This is a genomic window from Streptomyces hyaluromycini (genome assembly GCF_002217755.1).
Lineage (GTDB): Bacteria > Actinomycetota > Actinomycetes > Streptomycetales > Streptomycetaceae > Streptomyces > Streptomyces hyaluromycini.
On record NZ_BCFL01000021.1, the window covers coordinates 272511 to 288400 of the forward strand.

At 71.5% G+C, this 15890-nt stretch carries 14 protein-coding genes; 10 read left to right on the top strand and 4 right to left on the bottom strand.

The genetic code is table 11. From position 1 onward, the window contains the following. Window positions 1-47: 47 nt before the first annotated feature. Window positions 48-557, bottom strand: a complete 510-nt coding sequence (locus tag SSP29_RS61270; protein ID WP_150134898.1) for a winged helix-turn-helix transcriptional regulator — start codon at window positions 555-557, stop codon at window positions 48-50. Further along, window positions 493-1371, bottom strand: coding sequence for a helix-turn-helix transcriptional regulator (locus tag SSP29_RS25585; RefSeq protein ID WP_150134899.1), 879 nt, complete (start codon window positions 1369-1371; stop codon window positions 493-495). Before SSP29_RS25585 ends, SSP29_RS61270 begins: the two co-directional genes overlap by 65 nt. A gap of 105 nt (window positions 1372-1476) precedes the next feature. Between SSP29_RS25585 and SSP29_RS25590 the strand changes: the two genes are divergently transcribed. Then, window positions 1477-2175, top strand: coding sequence for an SDR family NAD(P)-dependent oxidoreductase (locus SSP29_RS25590; protein WP_089103147.1), 699 nt, complete (start codon window positions 1477-1479; stop codon window positions 2173-2175). A 601-nt stretch (window positions 2176-2776) separates the two neighbouring features. Here SSP29_RS25590 and SSP29_RS25595 read toward each other — a convergent pair. Then, a complete protein-coding gene (locus SSP29_RS25595; protein WP_089103148.1) occupies window positions 2777-3685 on the bottom strand; it encodes a LysR family transcriptional regulator in 909 nt (302 codons plus the stop codon). A gap of 81 nt (window positions 3686-3766) precedes the next feature. Here SSP29_RS25595 and SSP29_RS25600 point away from each other — a divergent pair, with 81 nt between their 5' ends. The 4 genes from SSP29_RS25600 to SSP29_RS25615 all read left to right on the top strand — a co-directional run bounded on the left by SSP29_RS25600 (window position 3767) and on the right by SSP29_RS25615 (window position 8928). Beyond that, entirely contained in the window at window positions 3767-4690 is a 924-nt protein-coding gene (locus SSP29_RS25600) for a DMT family transporter (RefSeq protein ID WP_089103149.1), read from the top strand. Between the two features lie 196 nt (window positions 4691-4886). Beyond that, window positions 4887-7511 (top strand): YfhO family protein, encoded by a 2625-nt coding sequence (locus tag SSP29_RS25605; protein ID WP_089103150.1) that lies wholly within the window; start codon window positions 4887-4889, stop codon window positions 7509-7511. Between the two features lie 23 nt (window positions 7512-7534). After that, the gene (locus SSP29_RS25610) at window positions 7535-8509 is read left to right on the top strand and encodes a glycosyltransferase family 2 protein (protein WP_089103151.1); all 975 of its coding nucleotides are present in this window, start codon (window positions 7535-7537) and stop codon (window positions 8507-8509) included. After that, entirely contained in the window at window positions 8509-8928 is a 420-nt protein-coding gene (locus SSP29_RS25615; protein WP_089103152.1) for a GtrA family protein, read from the top strand. The genes SSP29_RS25610 and SSP29_RS25615 overlap by 1 nt, the downstream gene beginning before the upstream one ends. Here SSP29_RS25615 and SSP29_RS25620 read toward each other — a convergent pair. Then, complete coding sequence (locus tag SSP29_RS25620; protein ID WP_089103153.1) at window positions 8900-10912, bottom strand: hypothetical protein; 2013 nt, start codon at window positions 10910-10912, stop codon at window positions 8900-8902. The two genes, SSP29_RS25615 and SSP29_RS25620, sit on opposite strands and share 29 nt — an antisense overlap. A 133-nt stretch (window positions 10913-11045) precedes the next feature. On the opposite strand from SSP29_RS25620, the gene argC reads away from it, so the two are divergent. Genes argC through SSP29_RS25645 form a run of 5 tightly spaced genes read left to right on the top strand, consistent with a single transcriptional unit; the run spans window position 11046 to window position 15867 of the window. After that, window positions 11046-12074 (top strand): N-acetyl-gamma-glutamyl-phosphate reductase, encoded by a 1029-nt coding sequence (gene argC / locus SSP29_RS25625; protein WP_089103154.1) that lies wholly within the window; start codon window positions 11046-11048, stop codon window positions 12072-12074. Then, window positions 12071-13222, top strand: coding sequence for a bifunctional glutamate N-acetyltransferase/amino-acid acetyltransferase ArgJ (gene argJ, locus SSP29_RS25630; protein WP_089103155.1), 1152 nt, complete (start codon window positions 12071-12073; stop codon window positions 13220-13222). Before argC ends, argJ begins: the two co-directional genes overlap by 4 nt. After that, window positions 13219-14121, top strand: coding sequence for an acetylglutamate kinase (gene argB / locus SSP29_RS25635; RefSeq protein WP_089103156.1), 903 nt, complete (start codon window positions 13219-13221; stop codon window positions 14119-14121). The genes argJ and argB overlap by 4 nt, the downstream gene beginning before the upstream one ends. Next, complete coding sequence (locus SSP29_RS25640; RefSeq protein ID WP_089103157.1) at window positions 14118-15314, top strand: acetylornithine transaminase; 1197 nt, start codon at window positions 14118-14120, stop codon at window positions 15312-15314. The genes argB and SSP29_RS25640 overlap by 4 nt, the downstream gene beginning before the upstream one ends. Window positions 15315-15321: 7 nt before the next feature. Beyond that, window positions 15322-15867 carry an arginine repressor gene (locus SSP29_RS25645; protein ID WP_089103158.1) on the top strand — a complete coding sequence of 182 codons (546 nt, stop codon included), beginning with the start codon at window positions 15322-15324 and terminating at the stop codon, window positions 15865-15867. Window positions 15868-15890 lie beyond the last annotated feature (23 nt).

Consider the following 15890-nt stretch of genomic DNA (forward strand, 5'->3'; position numbering starts at 1 on the left):
GCCGCAGCGAGCAAGAACCGGGGAACTGACGAGGTTCAGGCCGTGTTCTACGGGTCTGGCGTTTGGTCGAGGGCGTCCCGTCGCGCTGTGCCTCGCTCCCACATGCTGCGCGCCACTGGTTCCAGCGCCCGGCCCTGGCTGGTCAGAACGTAGCGGACGCGCGGAGGCCGGCCCGGGGTGCGGTGACGCTCGATGACGCCCGCACTGGTCAACTGGGTCGGCCTGTCCGAGAGAGCGGGCAGGGCGGCGGACAGTTCGGAGTATGTGGTCTGACCGCGGCGTAGGAACTCGCGGACTACCAGCGGCGTCCACCGACCACCCAGCGCGGCGAGGGTGATGTCAACAGGGCACCGCGGTTCGTGGCCAGGCGGAACGAGGGCGCTGTCCGGGCAGTCCGCCGGCGGGCCGTCCTGATCACCCGTCGGTGCGTGTCCAACGGTTTGGTGCGTCACGAAAACCGTGAGCCGTCCGTCGGCCGATGGGCGGGGCGGATCAGTTGCGCGTGCCGGCCGGTGGGCCGACGACGGTGGTGAGCTGGAGTTTGGTCTCGTCCTCACTGCCCGGCGCGGCGGTCATGATGACAATCTTGAGCTCCGTGTCGCCGTCGGTCAGGACATCGCAGTCCACCGTGACCGGGCCCACCGACGGGTGATCGACCCTCTTGTGGACCTCGCGGTTCGCGGTCACCTCTCCCGTCGCCCACAGCTCGGCGAACCTCTCGTTGCCTGCGTTCAGGTCGCGGACCAGCGCGGCCAGGCGGCTGTCCCGGGGGAAGCGGCCGGTGGCGCGGCGCAGATCGGAGACGAGGGCGGCGTCGGCGGTGTCGGGGTCCGTCTCGGTGACCGGCCACAGCGCGAGGGGGGTGTGATCGGCGCCCACCGGGAACCTGTCGCGGGCGAAGTTGCGCATCCGCGGCGGCGAGGCCAAGGGGTCTCCCAGCAGGGCGGCCCACCCGTGGTTCCACCACACCAGTTGCCAGTCCGCCGCGAACACGGCCACCGGTACGTCTCCGAGGCGGACGAGTACCCGTTGCATACCGGGCGGGAGATGGTCGCAGATCGTGCCGTCCGCCGGCGGCACGATCTGGGCCAGCCGGTAGAGGTGGTCCCGCTCGGCGGTGGACAGTTGGAGAGCGCGCGCCAGGGACGCCACCACCGACGCCGAGGGTGTCGTGGCCCGCCCCTGCTCCAGGCGCACGACGTAGTCGACCGACACTCCGGCCAGGTCGGCCAGTTCCTCGCGCCGCAGCCCGACAGCCCGGCGCTTGCGGACGACCGGCAGCCCAGCGGCTGACGGGGGCAGCCGGTTCCGCCACGTGCGGATCATCGCGCCCAGTCCAGCTCCGGGGGGTGTCGTCGTCATGCTCTCCATCCTCCCGCGTCCCCGATCACATGCGGGGGCGCGAGGGTGGTACTGGTCTTCCCACCGTCGAAGCGTCCCTGGTCCGGCTCCCTCGTCAAGGCAACTATCGAAGGCATGACGATCACTTTCATCACCGGAGCCAACAAGGGCATCGGCCGCGAGACCGCCCGCCGCCTCATCGCGTGCGGTCACACCGTTCTCCTGGGAGCCCGCGACCGTGAGCGGGGTGAGGAGGCAGCCGCCGCGCTGGGCGCACGCTTCGTCCCCGTCGACGTGACCGACGACGCGTCCGTGGCCGCCGCCGCCGCGGACGTCGCCGAGCACGAGGGCAGGATCGATGTCCTGATCAACAACGCGGGGGTCCAGGGTCCCTTCGGCGATCCCGGCGACCTCACCGCCGCCGACGCCCGCGCCGTCCTCGACGTCAACGTCATCGGCGTCGTCCGCACCACCACCGCGTTCCTGCCGCTGCTGCGCCGCTCGGACGACCCCGTGATCATCAACGTCAGCAGCGGCATGGGCTCCCTCGCCTTCACCCACGACCCCGGCCGGTCCGAGTCGCTCGTCGCCGTGCCGCTGTACGCCTCCTCGAAGGCGGCACTGACGATGTTGACCACGCAGTACGCCAAAGGGCTCAAGGGCATTCGCGTCAACGCCGCCGACCCCGGCTACACCGCGACCGACATAAACGGTCACAGCGGCTCCCAGACCGTCACCGAGGGCACGGACGCGATCGTCGCCCTCGCCACCGAGGGGCCTGGTGCCGGCACCGGACGCTTCATCGACCGCCATGGCGAGATCGCCTGGTCCTGAGACCGGCGGTGCCGGGTCACCGGCCCCGAAGAACAGAACGGGCAGAACATCGAGACCGGTCCCGGGCAGGAGAACCGCTGCCGCTACTGGCGTCGGCGGAACCTCCGGCCGAGGTGATCAGGACGTACGAGCCGGGGCCCGGCACGTCGAGACGGTAGCCGCCGTCGGGCCCGGTGACCGCGCGGTCCAGACGGCGTTCCACATCTCCGCCGCCTTCTTGGTGGTCGCCGCCCTCGTCGCCGCGTCTGTACTCAAGCAGAAGGGCTGGGAGAGCGTCGCCGAGGCAGCTGCCGCCGTCGGGATGGCGGAAGGACGACTATGCTGCGGCAGTTCGGGTTCCTGACCGGAACTACTGTGCGACGCACTGGACTTGCGAGTGAGCACGGAGACCACCCGCGCCACCCACCTCCTGCGCGCCCTGCTCGCCCTGACGAATCCTGAAGTCAACCGCTGACAGACGATCTACTCCGGAGACTGCCGCCTCCGACCAGCGTGAGAACCTCGGGAGACCGTCACACCAGCCCTTTGACCTGTGCCTTCAAGCTGGCGGAGGCTCAGTGCAGTGCAGTGCAGGAGCGCTCCCGAAGAAACGGGATCCGGGTCAGCCGTGACCCCGGCTTCGGATGACCTCCGCGGCTTCGACGAGCTCGCCGAGAACGGTGCGCACCGCCTTGCGGGCCGTGCGCTCGGGGCGGTGGAGTACGTCGATGTGGCGGTGGGCCTCGATGCCGCTGAGCGGTCTGAGGGTGACGCCCGGGTGCGGGCGGGACGTCCAGCGGGGCATCAGGGCGACTCCGCCGCCCGCGGCGACCACCTCGGCGACCACGGCGATCTCGTTGACGCGGTGGACGATGTCGACTCCGCGCCCGGCCGCCGCCGCGATGGCCTCGACCGTGGCCAGCAGCGGGAAGCCGTCGTGCACGGTGATCCAGGGCTGCCCGGCGACGTCGTGCGCGGTCAGGGCGGACCGCGCCGCCAGCGGGTGGCCGGCCGGCAGGGCGATGTCGAGCGGTTCGCGCAGCAGCGGGGTGGCCGTGGCGGTCCGGGGCCAGGGCGGGGCGTGGTCCAGGCGGTGGGCCAGGACCAGGTCGTAGCTGCGGGTCAGCGGCGGGAAGTCGGCCTGGGCCACGTCCTCGTCGTGCAGGGCGAGCCGGGGGGATCCCGGTCCGCCCAGCCGTCGCAGCAGCAGGGGGAAGAACGCGGCGGCCCCGCTGTGGAAGGCCGCCAGCGTCACCGTGCCGTCGGGTTCGTCGACGTACGCGTCGATGGTGTGGCGGGCCCGCGCCAGCGCCGTCTCCACGCCGATCGCCGCGTCCGCCAGGGCCTGCCCGGCCGGCGTGAGGACCAGCCGGCGGCCGGCCCGCTCGGTGAGCGGGACCGGGATCGAGCGCTGGAGCAGCCGCAGTTGCTGCGAGATCGCCGAGGGCGTCACCCGCAGCGCCTCGGCGACCGCCGTGACACTGCCCAGTTCGCCCAGCTCCCGCAGGACCCGCAACTGCCGTTCGTCCACGATGTGAGTGTAGCTTTGCTAAAGGGTTGGTTGAGAAGGTCGTCGTTTACTTCAACATGCAGGTCGTGGATCGTGAACGGCATGCCGACCACCCGCCGCATCGACCTGGTGCTCCTGGCCGTCGCCGTCGTCTGGGGCTCCAGCTACCTGACGGCCAAGACCGCCACGGACGCCCTCCCCGTCCCGACCGTGCTCTTCCTCCGCTACGCCGTCGCCGCGCTCGCGTGCGCGGCCGTGCTGCGCCGGTTCGGCGGCCTCACCCGGGACGAGAAGGCCTACGGCTGTCTGCTCGGCCTCACCCAGGCCGCCGTCCTCGTCCTGGAGACGTACGGCGTCGCCCACACCAGCGCCGGGAACGCGGGCCTGATCATCAGCCTCACCCTCGTCCTCACCCCCGTCCTGGACCGGGTCGGTCTGCCGGGAAGGTTCTTCCTCGCCGCCGGGGTGTGCATGGCCGGTGTCGGACTGCTCGTCTCCGGCAACGGGCTCCGCGCCCCCGGAGCCGGTGATCTGCTGATGCTCGCGGCGGCCGTGGTCCGCGCGGGTCATGTGGTGCTGGTCGGCCGGGTGACCGCGGGCCGGGCCCTGCGCCCGCTGCAGCTGACCGCCGTGCAGTGTGCCGTGGGCACCGCCCTGTTCCTGGTGCCCGCGGCCCCCGGGCTGCCGGCGCTCGCCCGGACCGGTGCCACCACCTGGGCCCAGCTCCTCTATCTGGCCCTCTTCTGCGGCCTGTTCGCCTTCCTCGCCCAGACCTGGGCGGTCCAGCGCACCTCGGCGACCCGGGCCGGGCTGCTGCTGGGCACCGAACCGGTGTGGGCCCTGCTGGCCGGCGCCGGCCTCGGCGGCGAGCGGCTCACCGGGCTCTCCGTCCTGGGGGCCGCGCTGATCGTCACGGGGACGTACTGGGGCCAGGCCGTCGAACGGGCCCATCGCTGGCCCGCCCCGGCGGCGGTGCGCGATGCGGTCCGCCACGGTGCCGGTACGGGCGCCGCACAGGCTCGTTAACCTGTGAATCACTTTCTGGAAATCTTCCGTTCCCTCTGAAGTCGCGAATTCTTTCCGACCGTGCATCTGGATTCGGAATTCTGGTTATTACTTCACAGGCGTGGCACAACCATCAGGAACCTCACCCCGTCTAAGTCGGCGAAACACCGACCTGCGGGGAGTGACGCCCCCGTTTTTTATCTGGGGGCCGTACAGAATGAATCGCACCACCCTGGCCGGGCGCGAACAGGGGGCGAAACCGGCAGGGGGCGAAGAGGAACGGGAAACCGGCTCCGTGAAATGGCGGAGCGCTGATCCGAGAGCGGCATCCGCGCTGCTCGCGGCCCTTCTCACCACCGTGGCGTTCTGTGCCGCCGACGTGATCGCCCGCAGCTACCCGTTCGGGTCCCGCACCCGCAGCGTCAACGATCTCGGCAACCAGTACGTGCCCTTCCACGCCCACCTGTGGGACCTGCTGCACGGCAGGGCCGACGGCGGCCTCCTCGTCAACTGGCAGTCCGGCTACGGCTCCAGCTTCCTGCCGGACCTCGGCACCTATGTGAGCAGTCCGTTCGCGCTCCTTGTCGCCCTCTTCCCGCGCGACGAGATCGACCTCGCGGTCTACGCGATCACCGTGCTGAAGACGGCCGCCGCCGGCGCCGCCATGGCCTGGCTGCTGCTCAGCCTGCGCCGCGGCCGCTGGTGGGCGGCCGGCATCCTGGGCGCCTCCTACGCCCTGTGCGGCTGGAGCCTCGCCCTCGCCTCCTACAACCCGATGTGGCTCGACGGCCTGATCGCACTGCCGCTGCTGTGCCTGGTCGGCGAGTGGGCCATGGCCGGCCGGCGCCCGCTGCTCGGGGTGACGATCGTGGCGCTCGCCTGGATCGCCAACTTCTACACCGCCTACATGGCCACCCTCGGTGCCGCCCTGGTGCTGCTGCTCCGGCTGGTCCTCGCCGAACTGCCGTGGCGGCGCGCCCTGGCGGCGGTCGGCCGGGCCGCGGTGACCGTCGGGCTGGGCATCGGGCTGGCCGCGCCGCTGGTGATCGTCGTGTACTCCGGCACCAAGCACGCCTACCCGGGCCGCGAGGGCCACTTCGCCCCGGTCGGCACCGAGGACCTGCTCGCCCGGCTGCTCCCGACCACCTACAGCTACAGCTCCCCGGCCCTCTACGTCGGCATCACCGCGCTGGTGCTGGCCCTCGCCCTGCCCTTCCACCGGAAGGTCCCGGTCCGGGTGCGGGCCGGCTGGACGGCCCTGGTGCTCGTGGTGGCCCTGTCGCTCCAGTGGGCGCCGACCAGCCTGGCCTGGCACGCCTTCGCCGCCCCGAACGGCAGCTCCTACCGGCAGGCCTTCGTGCTCTGCGCCCTGCTGGTCATCGCCGCCTGGCATGCCCTGGCCTACGGACTTCCGGACCTGCGGGCACTCGGCGCGGCCGCCGTGCTGCTGGTCCTGATCGCCGCCGCCGCGAGCCGCAGCCCCCTCACCCAGCAGCACAGCCACCACACCTGGCCGGTGGTGCTGCTCGCGGTCGCGGGCGCGCTCGGCGGGCTCGCGCTGCTCGGCCTGAAGAACAGCAGACCGGTGCTGGCCGGGCTGGCCGTGGCGCTGCTGATCGGCGCGCAGTTCGGCGAGGCCGCCGCCACCTCGGCCGTGGCCACCCGGATGCGGCTCGGCCAGATGGACGACTACGCGCCCTGGGGCGACCGCCAGCAGCAGGAGGCGGACGCGGTCGCGAGCGCCGACGCCTGGCCCGCGTACCGCACCGAACCCGGCCGTGACCAGACCGTCGCCAACGACCCCATGGTGGTCGGCGGCCAGGGCTCCCAGTACTACAGCAGTCTCACCGCCGACGTCCTCAGCCGCACCCTCACCGCGCTGGGCGACGGCTGGACCTCGCGCGGCCGCAGCCTGCAGAGCCTCGACAACCCGGTCACCGACGCGGTCTTCTCGGTGGGCGCCCGGGTGCACAACCCGCCGGACCCGCACCAGAAGTGGCTGCCCCAGGGCGGCGGCCCGTCCACCGTCACCCGCGAGGACGTCCCGCCGCTGGTGACGGTACGGCCCGCCGCGGCGCACTCCACCCCGGCCGCCTTCGGCCCCTCCCCGTACCGCAACCAGGAACTTCTGCTCGGCGCCCGCGTCTACACCCTGCCCCGCACCACCCTCAGCGGTGCGCACAAGGGCGACGCGGCACGGGGCCTGCTGGTCGACGGAGCGCAGACGATCACCGCCCGTTGCCGGCCCGGGAGTTCCGTCTTCCTGTGGGCACCGCACTACTCCGGCACCGCCCAACTCGCCAGTGGCGGCGCGCAGAAGCTGTACCGGTCCGACGCCGAGAACACGAAGATCGCCGCGATGCAGCCGCTCGGCACGGTACCCGCCGCGGGCCAGGTCCGGATCGACCTCAAGCCCAACCGGCTCAGCCGCGTCCCGGCACAGGGCGCGGTCGGCTGCCTCGACACCGCGCGACTGCGCGCCGCCGTACAGCACCTGAAGTCCACCGGCGCGACCAAGGTCACCGTCTCCGACGGCACCCTGCACGCCCGACTGCCCGCCGGGAGCACGGGAACCGCCGTCGTGGCCGTCCCTCGGATCGCCGGCTGGCGCTGCTCCGCGGGCGGCGACGAGGTCGCGGCGAGCGAGTTCCACGGCCTGATCGCCGTCCCGCTGGGCGCCTCCGCCACCAGTCTGACCTGCACGTTCCACCCGCCCGGCCTGCGCCTGGGCATCGCCGTCGGCGGCGCCTCGCTGCTGGCCCTGATCCTCATCGGCACCGTCTCGGCCCTGCGCCGCAGAACCGCCGTCCGCTCCGGCGAGCGCACGATCACCGCTCACTGACCCGTCCCCAGGGGGAAGAACCCATGCTGATATCGATCGTCGCACCCTGTTACAACGAGGAAGACGTCATAGAACGCTTCCACGAGCAGGTCCAGAAGATCGCCAACGAACTCCTGCCGCTCGGCCACGACATGGAGTTCGTGTACGTCGACGACGGCAGCCGCGACCGCACCCTGACCCTCCTCAGCCGGCTCGCCGAGCGCGACTCGCGCGTGCGGTACGTCTCCTTCAGCCGGAACTTCGGCAAGGAGGCGGCCCTGCTGGCCGGCCTGAAGCACGCCACCGGCCACGCGGTGATCGTCATGGACGCCGACCTCCAGCACCCGCCGGCCCTCATCAAGCGGATGGTCGAACTGCGCGGCGAGGGCTATGACCAGGTCATCGCCCGGCGCACCCGGCAGGGCGACCGCGTCACCCGCACCCTCACCGCCCGCCTCTACTACCGGCTCATCAACCGGATGGTCGACGTCGAACTCGTGGACGGCGTGGGCGACTTCCGGCTGATGTCGCGCCGGGTGGTGGACGCGGTCGTGAGCCTCACCGAGTACAACCGGTTCTCCAAGGGCCTGTTCGCCTGGGTCGGCTTCCCCAGCACCACCTTCGAGTACGAGAACGCGGTGCGCGAACACGGCAGCAGCTCCTGGTCGTTCCGCAGCCTGCTCAACTACGGCCTCGACGGGCTGCTCTCCTTCAACAACCGTCCGCTGCGCGCCGCGCTCTACCTCGGCATGACCCTGCTGGCGCTCGCCGGCGCCTACACGGCGTGGATCGTGGGCGCCGCGATGGTCAACGGCGTGCAGACGCCCGGCTATGTCACCATCATTACAGCCGTCACCGCCCTGGCCGGCGTACAGATGATCATGCTCGGGGTCATCGGCGAGTACACCGGCCGGATCTACTACGAGGTCAAGGGGCGCCCGCACTTCCTGGTGAAGGCGACGAACGTGGACCGAACGGAAGACCGCACCCGCGGCACGACGAAGGACCTCATCCCCTGATGCCGAACGCCACCCTGTCGACCGCCACCGGACCCACCCGCCCAATATCCGGGCAGATCATCACCTTCGCTCTGGTGGGTGTCGTCAACACGGCGACGTACTACGGCCTTTACCTGCTTTTTCTGATGTATTTGCCGTACCTGGCCGCGCATATTCTCGCGTTTTTCCTGAGTATGATCGGCTCGTTTTTTCTCAATGCGAAGTTCACTTACCGGACGCGTCCCACCTGGCGGAAATTCCTGCTGTTCCCGCTGACCAACGCGACGAATTTCGTGATCACCACGGTGGGGGTGTACGTGATCGTCGACATGTTGCACGTGGGGAGCAAGTTCGCTCCGCTGATGGCGTCGGCGGCGGCGATTCCGGTCACCTTTGTGGTGTCGCGGTGGGTCATGCTGCCGAAGGTGGAGTCGGCGTAGGCAGGGCGAGCGCCTCGTCGATCACGGACCGGATCTCCTCGTCCCGCAGGAACGCGCGGTAGTCCCGATACGGCGACAGCCGCCGGTCCGACCCCCGCACCGTGCGCAGGGCGGCCCGTACGGCCGGAGAGACCGTGCCGATCCGGGTGACGGCGCGCAGCGCTTCGAGGAAGGCGCCGAAGGAGTCGTCGCCGTCGGCGACCGGCAGGACGTGCTTCTCCAGGACGGACAGGCTCGGCTCCGTCTCGCCCGTGATCGACCACAGGGCGACCGCCGCCCACACCTCGCACCAGTTGTCGCAGTCGTCCATGACCTGCCGTACCCGGTCGGCATACGGCAGGGCCGCCGGGCCGAAGTCGCCCAGGAGGAGGGCGGCGCCGCAGGGCCGGTCCTCGGACCGCACCGCCTCGCCGACGAGTCGCAACGCCCGGTCACGGTCGCCGCCGAGGCGCCAGGCCCCCCATGCCACCCTCTGATGGTTGGCGGGAAAGTCGAGGACCGCGCAACCGCGCACGGCGGGCTCGGCGGACGCCGCGGCCGGCCCCATCGCCACCAGGGCGTCGAGCGCGGTCAGCGAGTGCCGGGTGTCGTCCAGGAGGGCCGCCACCTCCGGCAGGGCGGGCGCGGCGGCCGGTCCCCAGGCGGTCAGGACCTTGAGGAAGGCGCCGGTGAGCGGGCCGTCCGCGCCGTCGTCACGGAGCAGTCCGCGCACCGAGGGCAGCAGGCTCTTGGCGTGTGCCCGCAGTGGGGCCAGCACCTCCTCGACCTCCGGAAGGCGTGGATCGCCCGTGGTGTACGAGCGGGAGTAGTGACCCCGGTACGGCTCGTACAGCCGCTCGACCAGTCCCGGCAGGGCCCGAGGGTCGCCGATGCGCGTCAGCGCCCAGCGGGCGTGGTCGCCGACGGTGCCCTCCAGGAACTCGGCCTCGCCGGGGTCGTCCAGGAGTGCGGCCAGCGCGTCGGCGTAGGGGGCCGCCCGCGCTCCCAGGACCGCGAGCAGGTGGGCCGCCCGGTACCGCACACCGGCGTCCGGGTCGGCGAGCAGCTCTCCTGCGAGAGGCAGCAGCTCGGACGCCGTGGCAGGCCGGACCACCAGCAGTCGCCACGCCTCGTCCAGCGCGGCCCGGCACAGAGGCGCGTCGCCGGTCCGGCGGGCCGCGCCGACTAGGCGGACGACGAAGGAGAGCGCGGTGGCCGGCGCACACTCCAGCAAGCGGGCCGTCCGGGAGACCACGTCCTCACGGCTGAAGGCATCGTCCACGTCCGGCTCGTACCAGATCTCCTCGAAGCGGTGACGCACGGACGGGTCGGACAGGATCTCCACCAGCAGATCCAGCTCTCGGACCGGCACCCGAGGGGCGAACGCGGCCCAGGCGTGCACGGCCGCGACCCGCATGACGGGAGATCCGGCCCGCAGCACTTCGGCCGCCGCCGCGCGCACCCGGTCCGCCGCCTCGGCGTCGGCGCAGCCCGCGGCGGTGGCGCCCAGCCTGAGCAGCAGGGGCAGCCGCACCGCCGGATCCGTCTCGGTGATCCACCGCTCCAGCAGCACATCGGGCTCCGCCGTGAGAAGCAGGGCCTCCCGGCGTATTTCGGGACTGGGGTCCGCGAGCAGCGCCCTGAACCGGGGGTACTGACTCCGCCACGTCTCGTGCCACCCCGGGTCCACCCGGTCCGGTTCGGCCGCGATCACCGTCTGGGACAGGTACACCGTCAGCCGCACGAGTTCGGTCCGGACGCCGATGTCCGGATCGCCGGCGAGGGCGACGAGGAAAGGCAGTGCGGCGGTCGAGGCGGAGGGCACGCGTCCGGTACCCAGCGCGAGGCAGTCATACAGGGGGTGGCAGTCCTCCTCCGTGGCCGCCCCGCCCCTGCCTGCCAGATGCAGCAGGGCGCGCCGCATCTCCGCGCCCGAATGGCCCAGAGCGGACTCCAGCCGCTCCCACGGCACGTCGTCCAGCGCCGCCAGGACGATCTCCGTCACTTTCGCCCCCGTGATCTCGGCACGCCCGCTCCCCGTCGGACATCCTGTCACCGAGGGATGTGCCGTTGCCCCGGAATACATTGCATAAAAGTGCATGGGACCGTATAGTCATGCCATCTGGAGGAGGATGGACATGGCGGTACGTGCGGCGGTGGCCGGAGCGAGCGGGTACGCGGGCGGAGAGGTCCTGCGGCTGCTCCTCGCGCACCCCGAGGTCGAGATCGGCACCCTGACCGGCAACTCCAACGCGGGCCAGCGCCTGGGCGCGCTCCAGCCGCACCTGTTCCCGCTGGCCGACCGCGTGCTGGCGGAGACGACCCCCGAGGCCCTCGCCGGGCACGACGTCGTCTTTCTCGCGCTCCCGCACGGGCAGTCCGCCGCCGTCGCCGAGCAGCTCGGCCCGGACGTCCTCGTCGTCGACATGGGCGCCGACTTCCGTCTGAACGACCCGGCCGACTGGGAGCGTTTCTACGGCTCCCCGCACGCCGGCACCTGGCCCTACGGCCTCCCCGAACTGCCGGGTGCCCGCGCCGCGCTGGAGGGGTCCAAGCGCATCGCGGTGCCCGGTTGCTACCCGACCGCCGTCTCCCTCGCCCTGTACCCGGCCTACGCCGCCCAGATCGCCGAGCCCGAGGCGGTGATCGTCGCCGCGTCCGGCACCTCCGGCGCGGGCAAGGCGCCCAAGCCGCACCTGCTGGGCAGCGAGGTCATGGGCTCCATGTCCCCGTACGGCGTCGGCGGCGGCCACCGGCACACCCCCGAGATGATCCAGAACCTCAGCGCGGTCGCGGGGGAGCGGGTCGCCGTCTCCTTCACGCCGACGCTCGCGCCGATGCCCCGCGGCATCCTCGCCACCTGCAGCGCCAGGGCCGTGGCCGGGGTGACGGGGGAGTCCGTGCGCGCCGCCTACGAGAAGGCCTACGCCGACGAGCCCTTCGTCCACCTGCTCCCCGAGGGCCAGTGGCCCGCCACGGCGTCCGTCCACGGTTCCAACGCCGTTCAGGTGCAGGTCGCATACGACGAGGCCGTCGGCCGCATCATCGCGATCAGCGCCATCGACAACCTGACCAAGGGCACCGCCGGTGGCGCCCTGCAGAGCATGAACATCGCCCTCGGACTCGACGAGTCCACCGGGCTGACCACGATCGGAGTTGCGCCGTGAGCGTGACGGCAGCGAAGGGATTCACGGCCGCGGGCATCGCCGCCGGGATCAAGGAGAACGGCAACCCGGACCTGGCCCTCGTGGTCAACACCGGGCCCCGCCGTGCCGCCGCGGGCGTCTTCACCTCCAACCGCGTGAAAGCCGCCCCCGTGCTCTGGTCCGAGCAGGTCCTCAAGAGCGGCCAGGTCTCGGCCGTGGTCCTCAACTCCGGCGGCGCCAACGCCTGTACGGGCCCCAAGGGCTTCCAGGACACCCACGCGACCGCCGAGAAGGCCGCCGAGGTACTGGGGAGGGGGGCCATCGAGGTCGCCGTCTGCTCGACCGGCCTGATCGGCGTGCTCCTGCCCATGGACAAGCTGCTCCCGGGCGTCGAGACCGCCGCCGCCCAGCTCTCCGAGCACGGCGGCGAGAAGGCCGCCATCGCCATCAAGACCACCGACACCGTGCACAAGACGTCCGTGGTGACGAAGGACGGGTGGACCGTCGGCGGGATGGCGAAGGGCGCCGGCATGCTCGCCCCCGGCCTCGCCACCATGCTGGTCGTGCTGACCACGGACGCGGTCGTCGAGAGCGAGGCGCTCGACAAGGCGCTGCGCGCCGCCACCCGGACGACCTTCGACCGCGTCGACTCCGACGGCTGCATGTCCACCAACGACACCGTGCTGCTGCTCGCCTCCGGCGCCGCCGACGTCACCCCGGAGTACGAGGAGTTCGCCGAGGCCGTCCGCGCCGTCTGCGACGACCTCGGCCAGCAGCTGATCCGGGACGCCGAGGGCGCCAGCAAGGACATCAAGATCGAGGTCGTGAACGCGGCCAGTGAGGACGACGCCGTCGAGGTGGGCCGCTCCATCGCCCGCAACAACCTCCTCAAGTGCGCCATCCACGGCGAGGACCCCAACTGGGGCCGTGTCCTCTCCGCCATCGGCACCACCCAGGCCGCCTTCGAGCCCGACCGGCTCAACGTCGCCATCAACGGCGTCTGGGTGTGCAAGAACGGCGGGGTCGGCGAGGACCGCGAGAAGGTCGACATGCGCTACCGCGAGGTGCACATCGTCGCCGACCTCGCCGCCGGCTCCGAGACCGCCACCATCTGGACCAACGACCTGACCGCCGACTACGTCCACGAGAACAGCGCCTACTCCTCATGAGCACCACGCGTAAGCACACCGCGCTGCCCAAGGCGCAGATCCTCATCGAGGCCCTGCCCTGGCTGGTCCGTCACAACGGCAGGACCGTCGTGATCAAGTTCGGCGGCAACGCCATGATCGACGAGGACCTGAAGGCGGCCTTCGCCCAGGACGTCGTCTTCCTGCACCACGCGGGCCTCAGGCCGGTCGTCGTGCACGGCGGCGGCCCGCAGATCAGCGCCGCCCTCGACCGGCACGGCATCGTCAGCGAGTTCAAGGCCGGGCTCAGGGTCACCACCGAGGACGCCATGGACGTCGTACGGATGGTGCTCGCCGGGCAGGTCCAGCGCGAGCTGGTCAACCTGCTCAACCAGCACGGACCGCTCGCCGTCGGCCTGACCGGCGAGGACGCCCACACCATCACCGCCACCAAGCACCGGCCCGAGATCGACGGCGAACGCATCGACATCGGCCGGGTCGGCGAGATCACCGCGATCGACACGGGCGCGATCGAGGCCCTGCTCGCCGACGGCCGGATCCCGGTCGTCTCCTCCATCGCCCGCAGTCAGGACGACGGGCATGTCTACAACGTCAATGCTGATACGGCGGCTGCGGCACTCGCTGCTGCTCTGGGCGCCGAGACCCTCATGGTCCTCACCGACGTCGAGGGCCTCTACGAGGACTGGCCGAACTCCGACGAGGTGATCAGCCGTCTCACCGCTTCCCAACTGGAGAAGCTGCTGCCGGAGCTGAGCTCCGGCATGGTGCCGAAGATGGAGGGCTGTCTGCACGCCGTGCGCAACGGCGTCACCACCGCCCGGGTCATCGACGGCCGGGTCCAGCACTCGATCCTGCTGGAGATCTTCACGGACGAAGGCATCGGCACCATGGTCGTGCCGGACGCGGAGGGGGAGTCATGAGCAACCGGGAACTGACCGCGCGGTGGCAGGGCGCGCTCATGAACAACTACGGCACCCCGCGGCTGCCGCTCGTCCGCGGCGAGGGCGTCAAGGTCTGGGACACCGAGGACCGCGAGTACCACGACTTCGTCGGCGGTATCGCCACCAACGCGCTCGGCCACGCCCACCCGGCGATCGTCGAGGCCGTCAGCAAGCAGATCGCGTCCCTCGGCCACATCTCCAACTTCTTCATGGCGGAGCCCACGGTCGCCCTCGCGGAGCGGCTGATCCAGCTCTTCGGCCGGGACGGCAGGGTCTTCTTCTGCAACTCCGGCGCCGAGGCCAACGAGGCCGCCTTCAAGATCGGCCGGCTGACCGGGCGGACCCACATGGTCGCCACCGACGGCGGCTTCCACGGCCGGACCATGGGCGCCCTCGCGCTCACCGGACAGCCCGCCAAGCAGGACCCGTTCCGCCCGCTGCCCGCCGACGTCACCCACGTGCCCTACGGCGACGCGCAGGCCCTGGCGGCGGCGGTCACCGAGGACACCGCCCTGGTGATCATCGAGCCCGTCCAGGGCGAGAACGGCGTCGTCGTACCGCCCCCCGGCTACCTCAAGGCGGCCCGCGCGATCACCGCCGCCACCGGCGCGCTGCTCGTCCTCGACGAGGTGCAGACCGGCACCGGTCGCACCGGCACCTGGTTCGCGTACCAGGCCCACGAGGGCGTGCTGCCCGATGTCGTCACCCTCGCCAAGCAGCTCGGCGGCGGGCTGCCGCTCGGCGCGACCGTGGCCTTCGGCCGCGCCGCCGAACTGCTCCAGCCCGGCCACCACGGCACCACCTTCGGCGGCAACCCGGTGGCCTGCGCCGCCGGCCTCGCCGTCCTCGACACCATCGAGAACGAGGGGTTGCTGGAGAACGTCAAGCGGCAGAGCGAGAGGTTGCGGGACGGAATCGAGGGTCTCGGCCACGGATTGATCGATTATGTCCGGGGCGCGGGCCTGCTCCTGGGTATCGTGCTCACCGAGCCGCTGGCAGCGCAGGTCCAGCAGGCGGCTCAGGAGGCCGGGTTCCTGGTGAACGCGCCCGCTCCCGACGTCGTACGGCTGATGCCGCCGCTGAACCTCCGCGACGTAGAGGCGGACGCGCTGCTGAGCGCCCTGCCCGGCATCCTCGACGCAGCGAGCGGGGACGGACGATCCGGAGAATGAGACGACGATGAGCCAGGCGCAGGAGTTCGACCAGTCGGGCGGGGCGGGGCCCGCGGTGCCGCAGACCCGGACCGCCCGGCACCGCCGGATCGTGGACATCCTCAACCGGCAGCCGGTGCGCTCGCAGAGCCAGCTCGCCAAGCTGCTCGCCGACGACGGGCTCACGGTCACCCAGGCGACGCTCTCCCGGGACCTCGACGAGCTGAACGCGGTGAAGATCCGCAACACCGACGGCGAGCTGATCTACGCGGTGCCGAGCGAGGGAGGATTCCGTACGCCCCGCGCCCCGCTGGGGGAGTCGGCCAAGGAGGAGCGGATGCGCCGCCTCTCCCAGGAACTCCTGATCTCGGCGGAGGCCTCGGCGAACCTGGTCGTCCTGCGCACCCCGCCCGGCGCGGCCCAGTTCCTCGCCTCGGCGATCGACCAGGCGGAGCTCCAGGACATCCTGGGGACCATCGCCGGGGACGACACACTGCTGCTCATCAGCCGTGATCCGACCGGCGGGCAGGCCCTCGCGGACCACCTGCTGCGCCTGGCCCAGAACGGGCACTGACGCCCGCCGACGGCCAGCGGCAG

Excerpts from the sequence above, each read along its gene's own strand:
- SSP29_RS25585 (WP_150134899.1), bottom strand. The coding sequence starts at position 1,371 with ATGGAGAGCATGACGACGACACCCCCCGGAGCTGGACTGGGCGCGATG.
- SSP29_RS25590 (WP_089103147.1), top strand. The coding sequence starts at position 1,477 with ATGACGATCACTTTCATCACCGGAGCCAACAAGGGCATCGGCCGCGAG.
- SSP29_RS25600 (WP_089103149.1), top strand. The coding sequence starts at position 3,767 with ATGCCGACCACCCGCCGCATCGACCTGGTGCTCCTGGCCGTCGCCGTC.
- SSP29_RS25605 (WP_089103150.1), top strand. The coding sequence starts at position 4,887 with ATGAATCGCACCACCCTGGCCGGGCGCGAACAGGGGGCGAAACCGGCA.
- SSP29_RS25610 (WP_089103151.1), top strand. The coding sequence starts at position 7,535 with ATGCTGATATCGATCGTCGCACCCTGTTACAACGAGGAAGACGTCATA.
- SSP29_RS25615 (WP_089103152.1), top strand. The coding sequence starts at position 8,509 with ATGCCGAACGCCACCCTGTCGACCGCCACCGGACCCACCCGCCCAATA.
- argC (WP_089103154.1), top strand. The coding sequence starts at position 11,046 with ATGGCGGTACGTGCGGCGGTGGCCGGAGCGAGCGGGTACGCGGGCGGA.
- argB (WP_089103156.1), top strand. The coding sequence starts at position 13,219 with ATGAGCACCACGCGTAAGCACACCGCGCTGCCCAAGGCGCAGATCCTC.
- SSP29_RS25640 (WP_089103157.1), top strand. The coding sequence starts at position 14,118 with ATGAGCAACCGGGAACTGACCGCGCGGTGGCAGGGCGCGCTCATGAAC.
- SSP29_RS25645 (WP_089103158.1), top strand. The coding sequence starts at position 15,322 with ATGAGCCAGGCGCAGGAGTTCGACCAGTCGGGCGGGGCGGGGCCCGCG.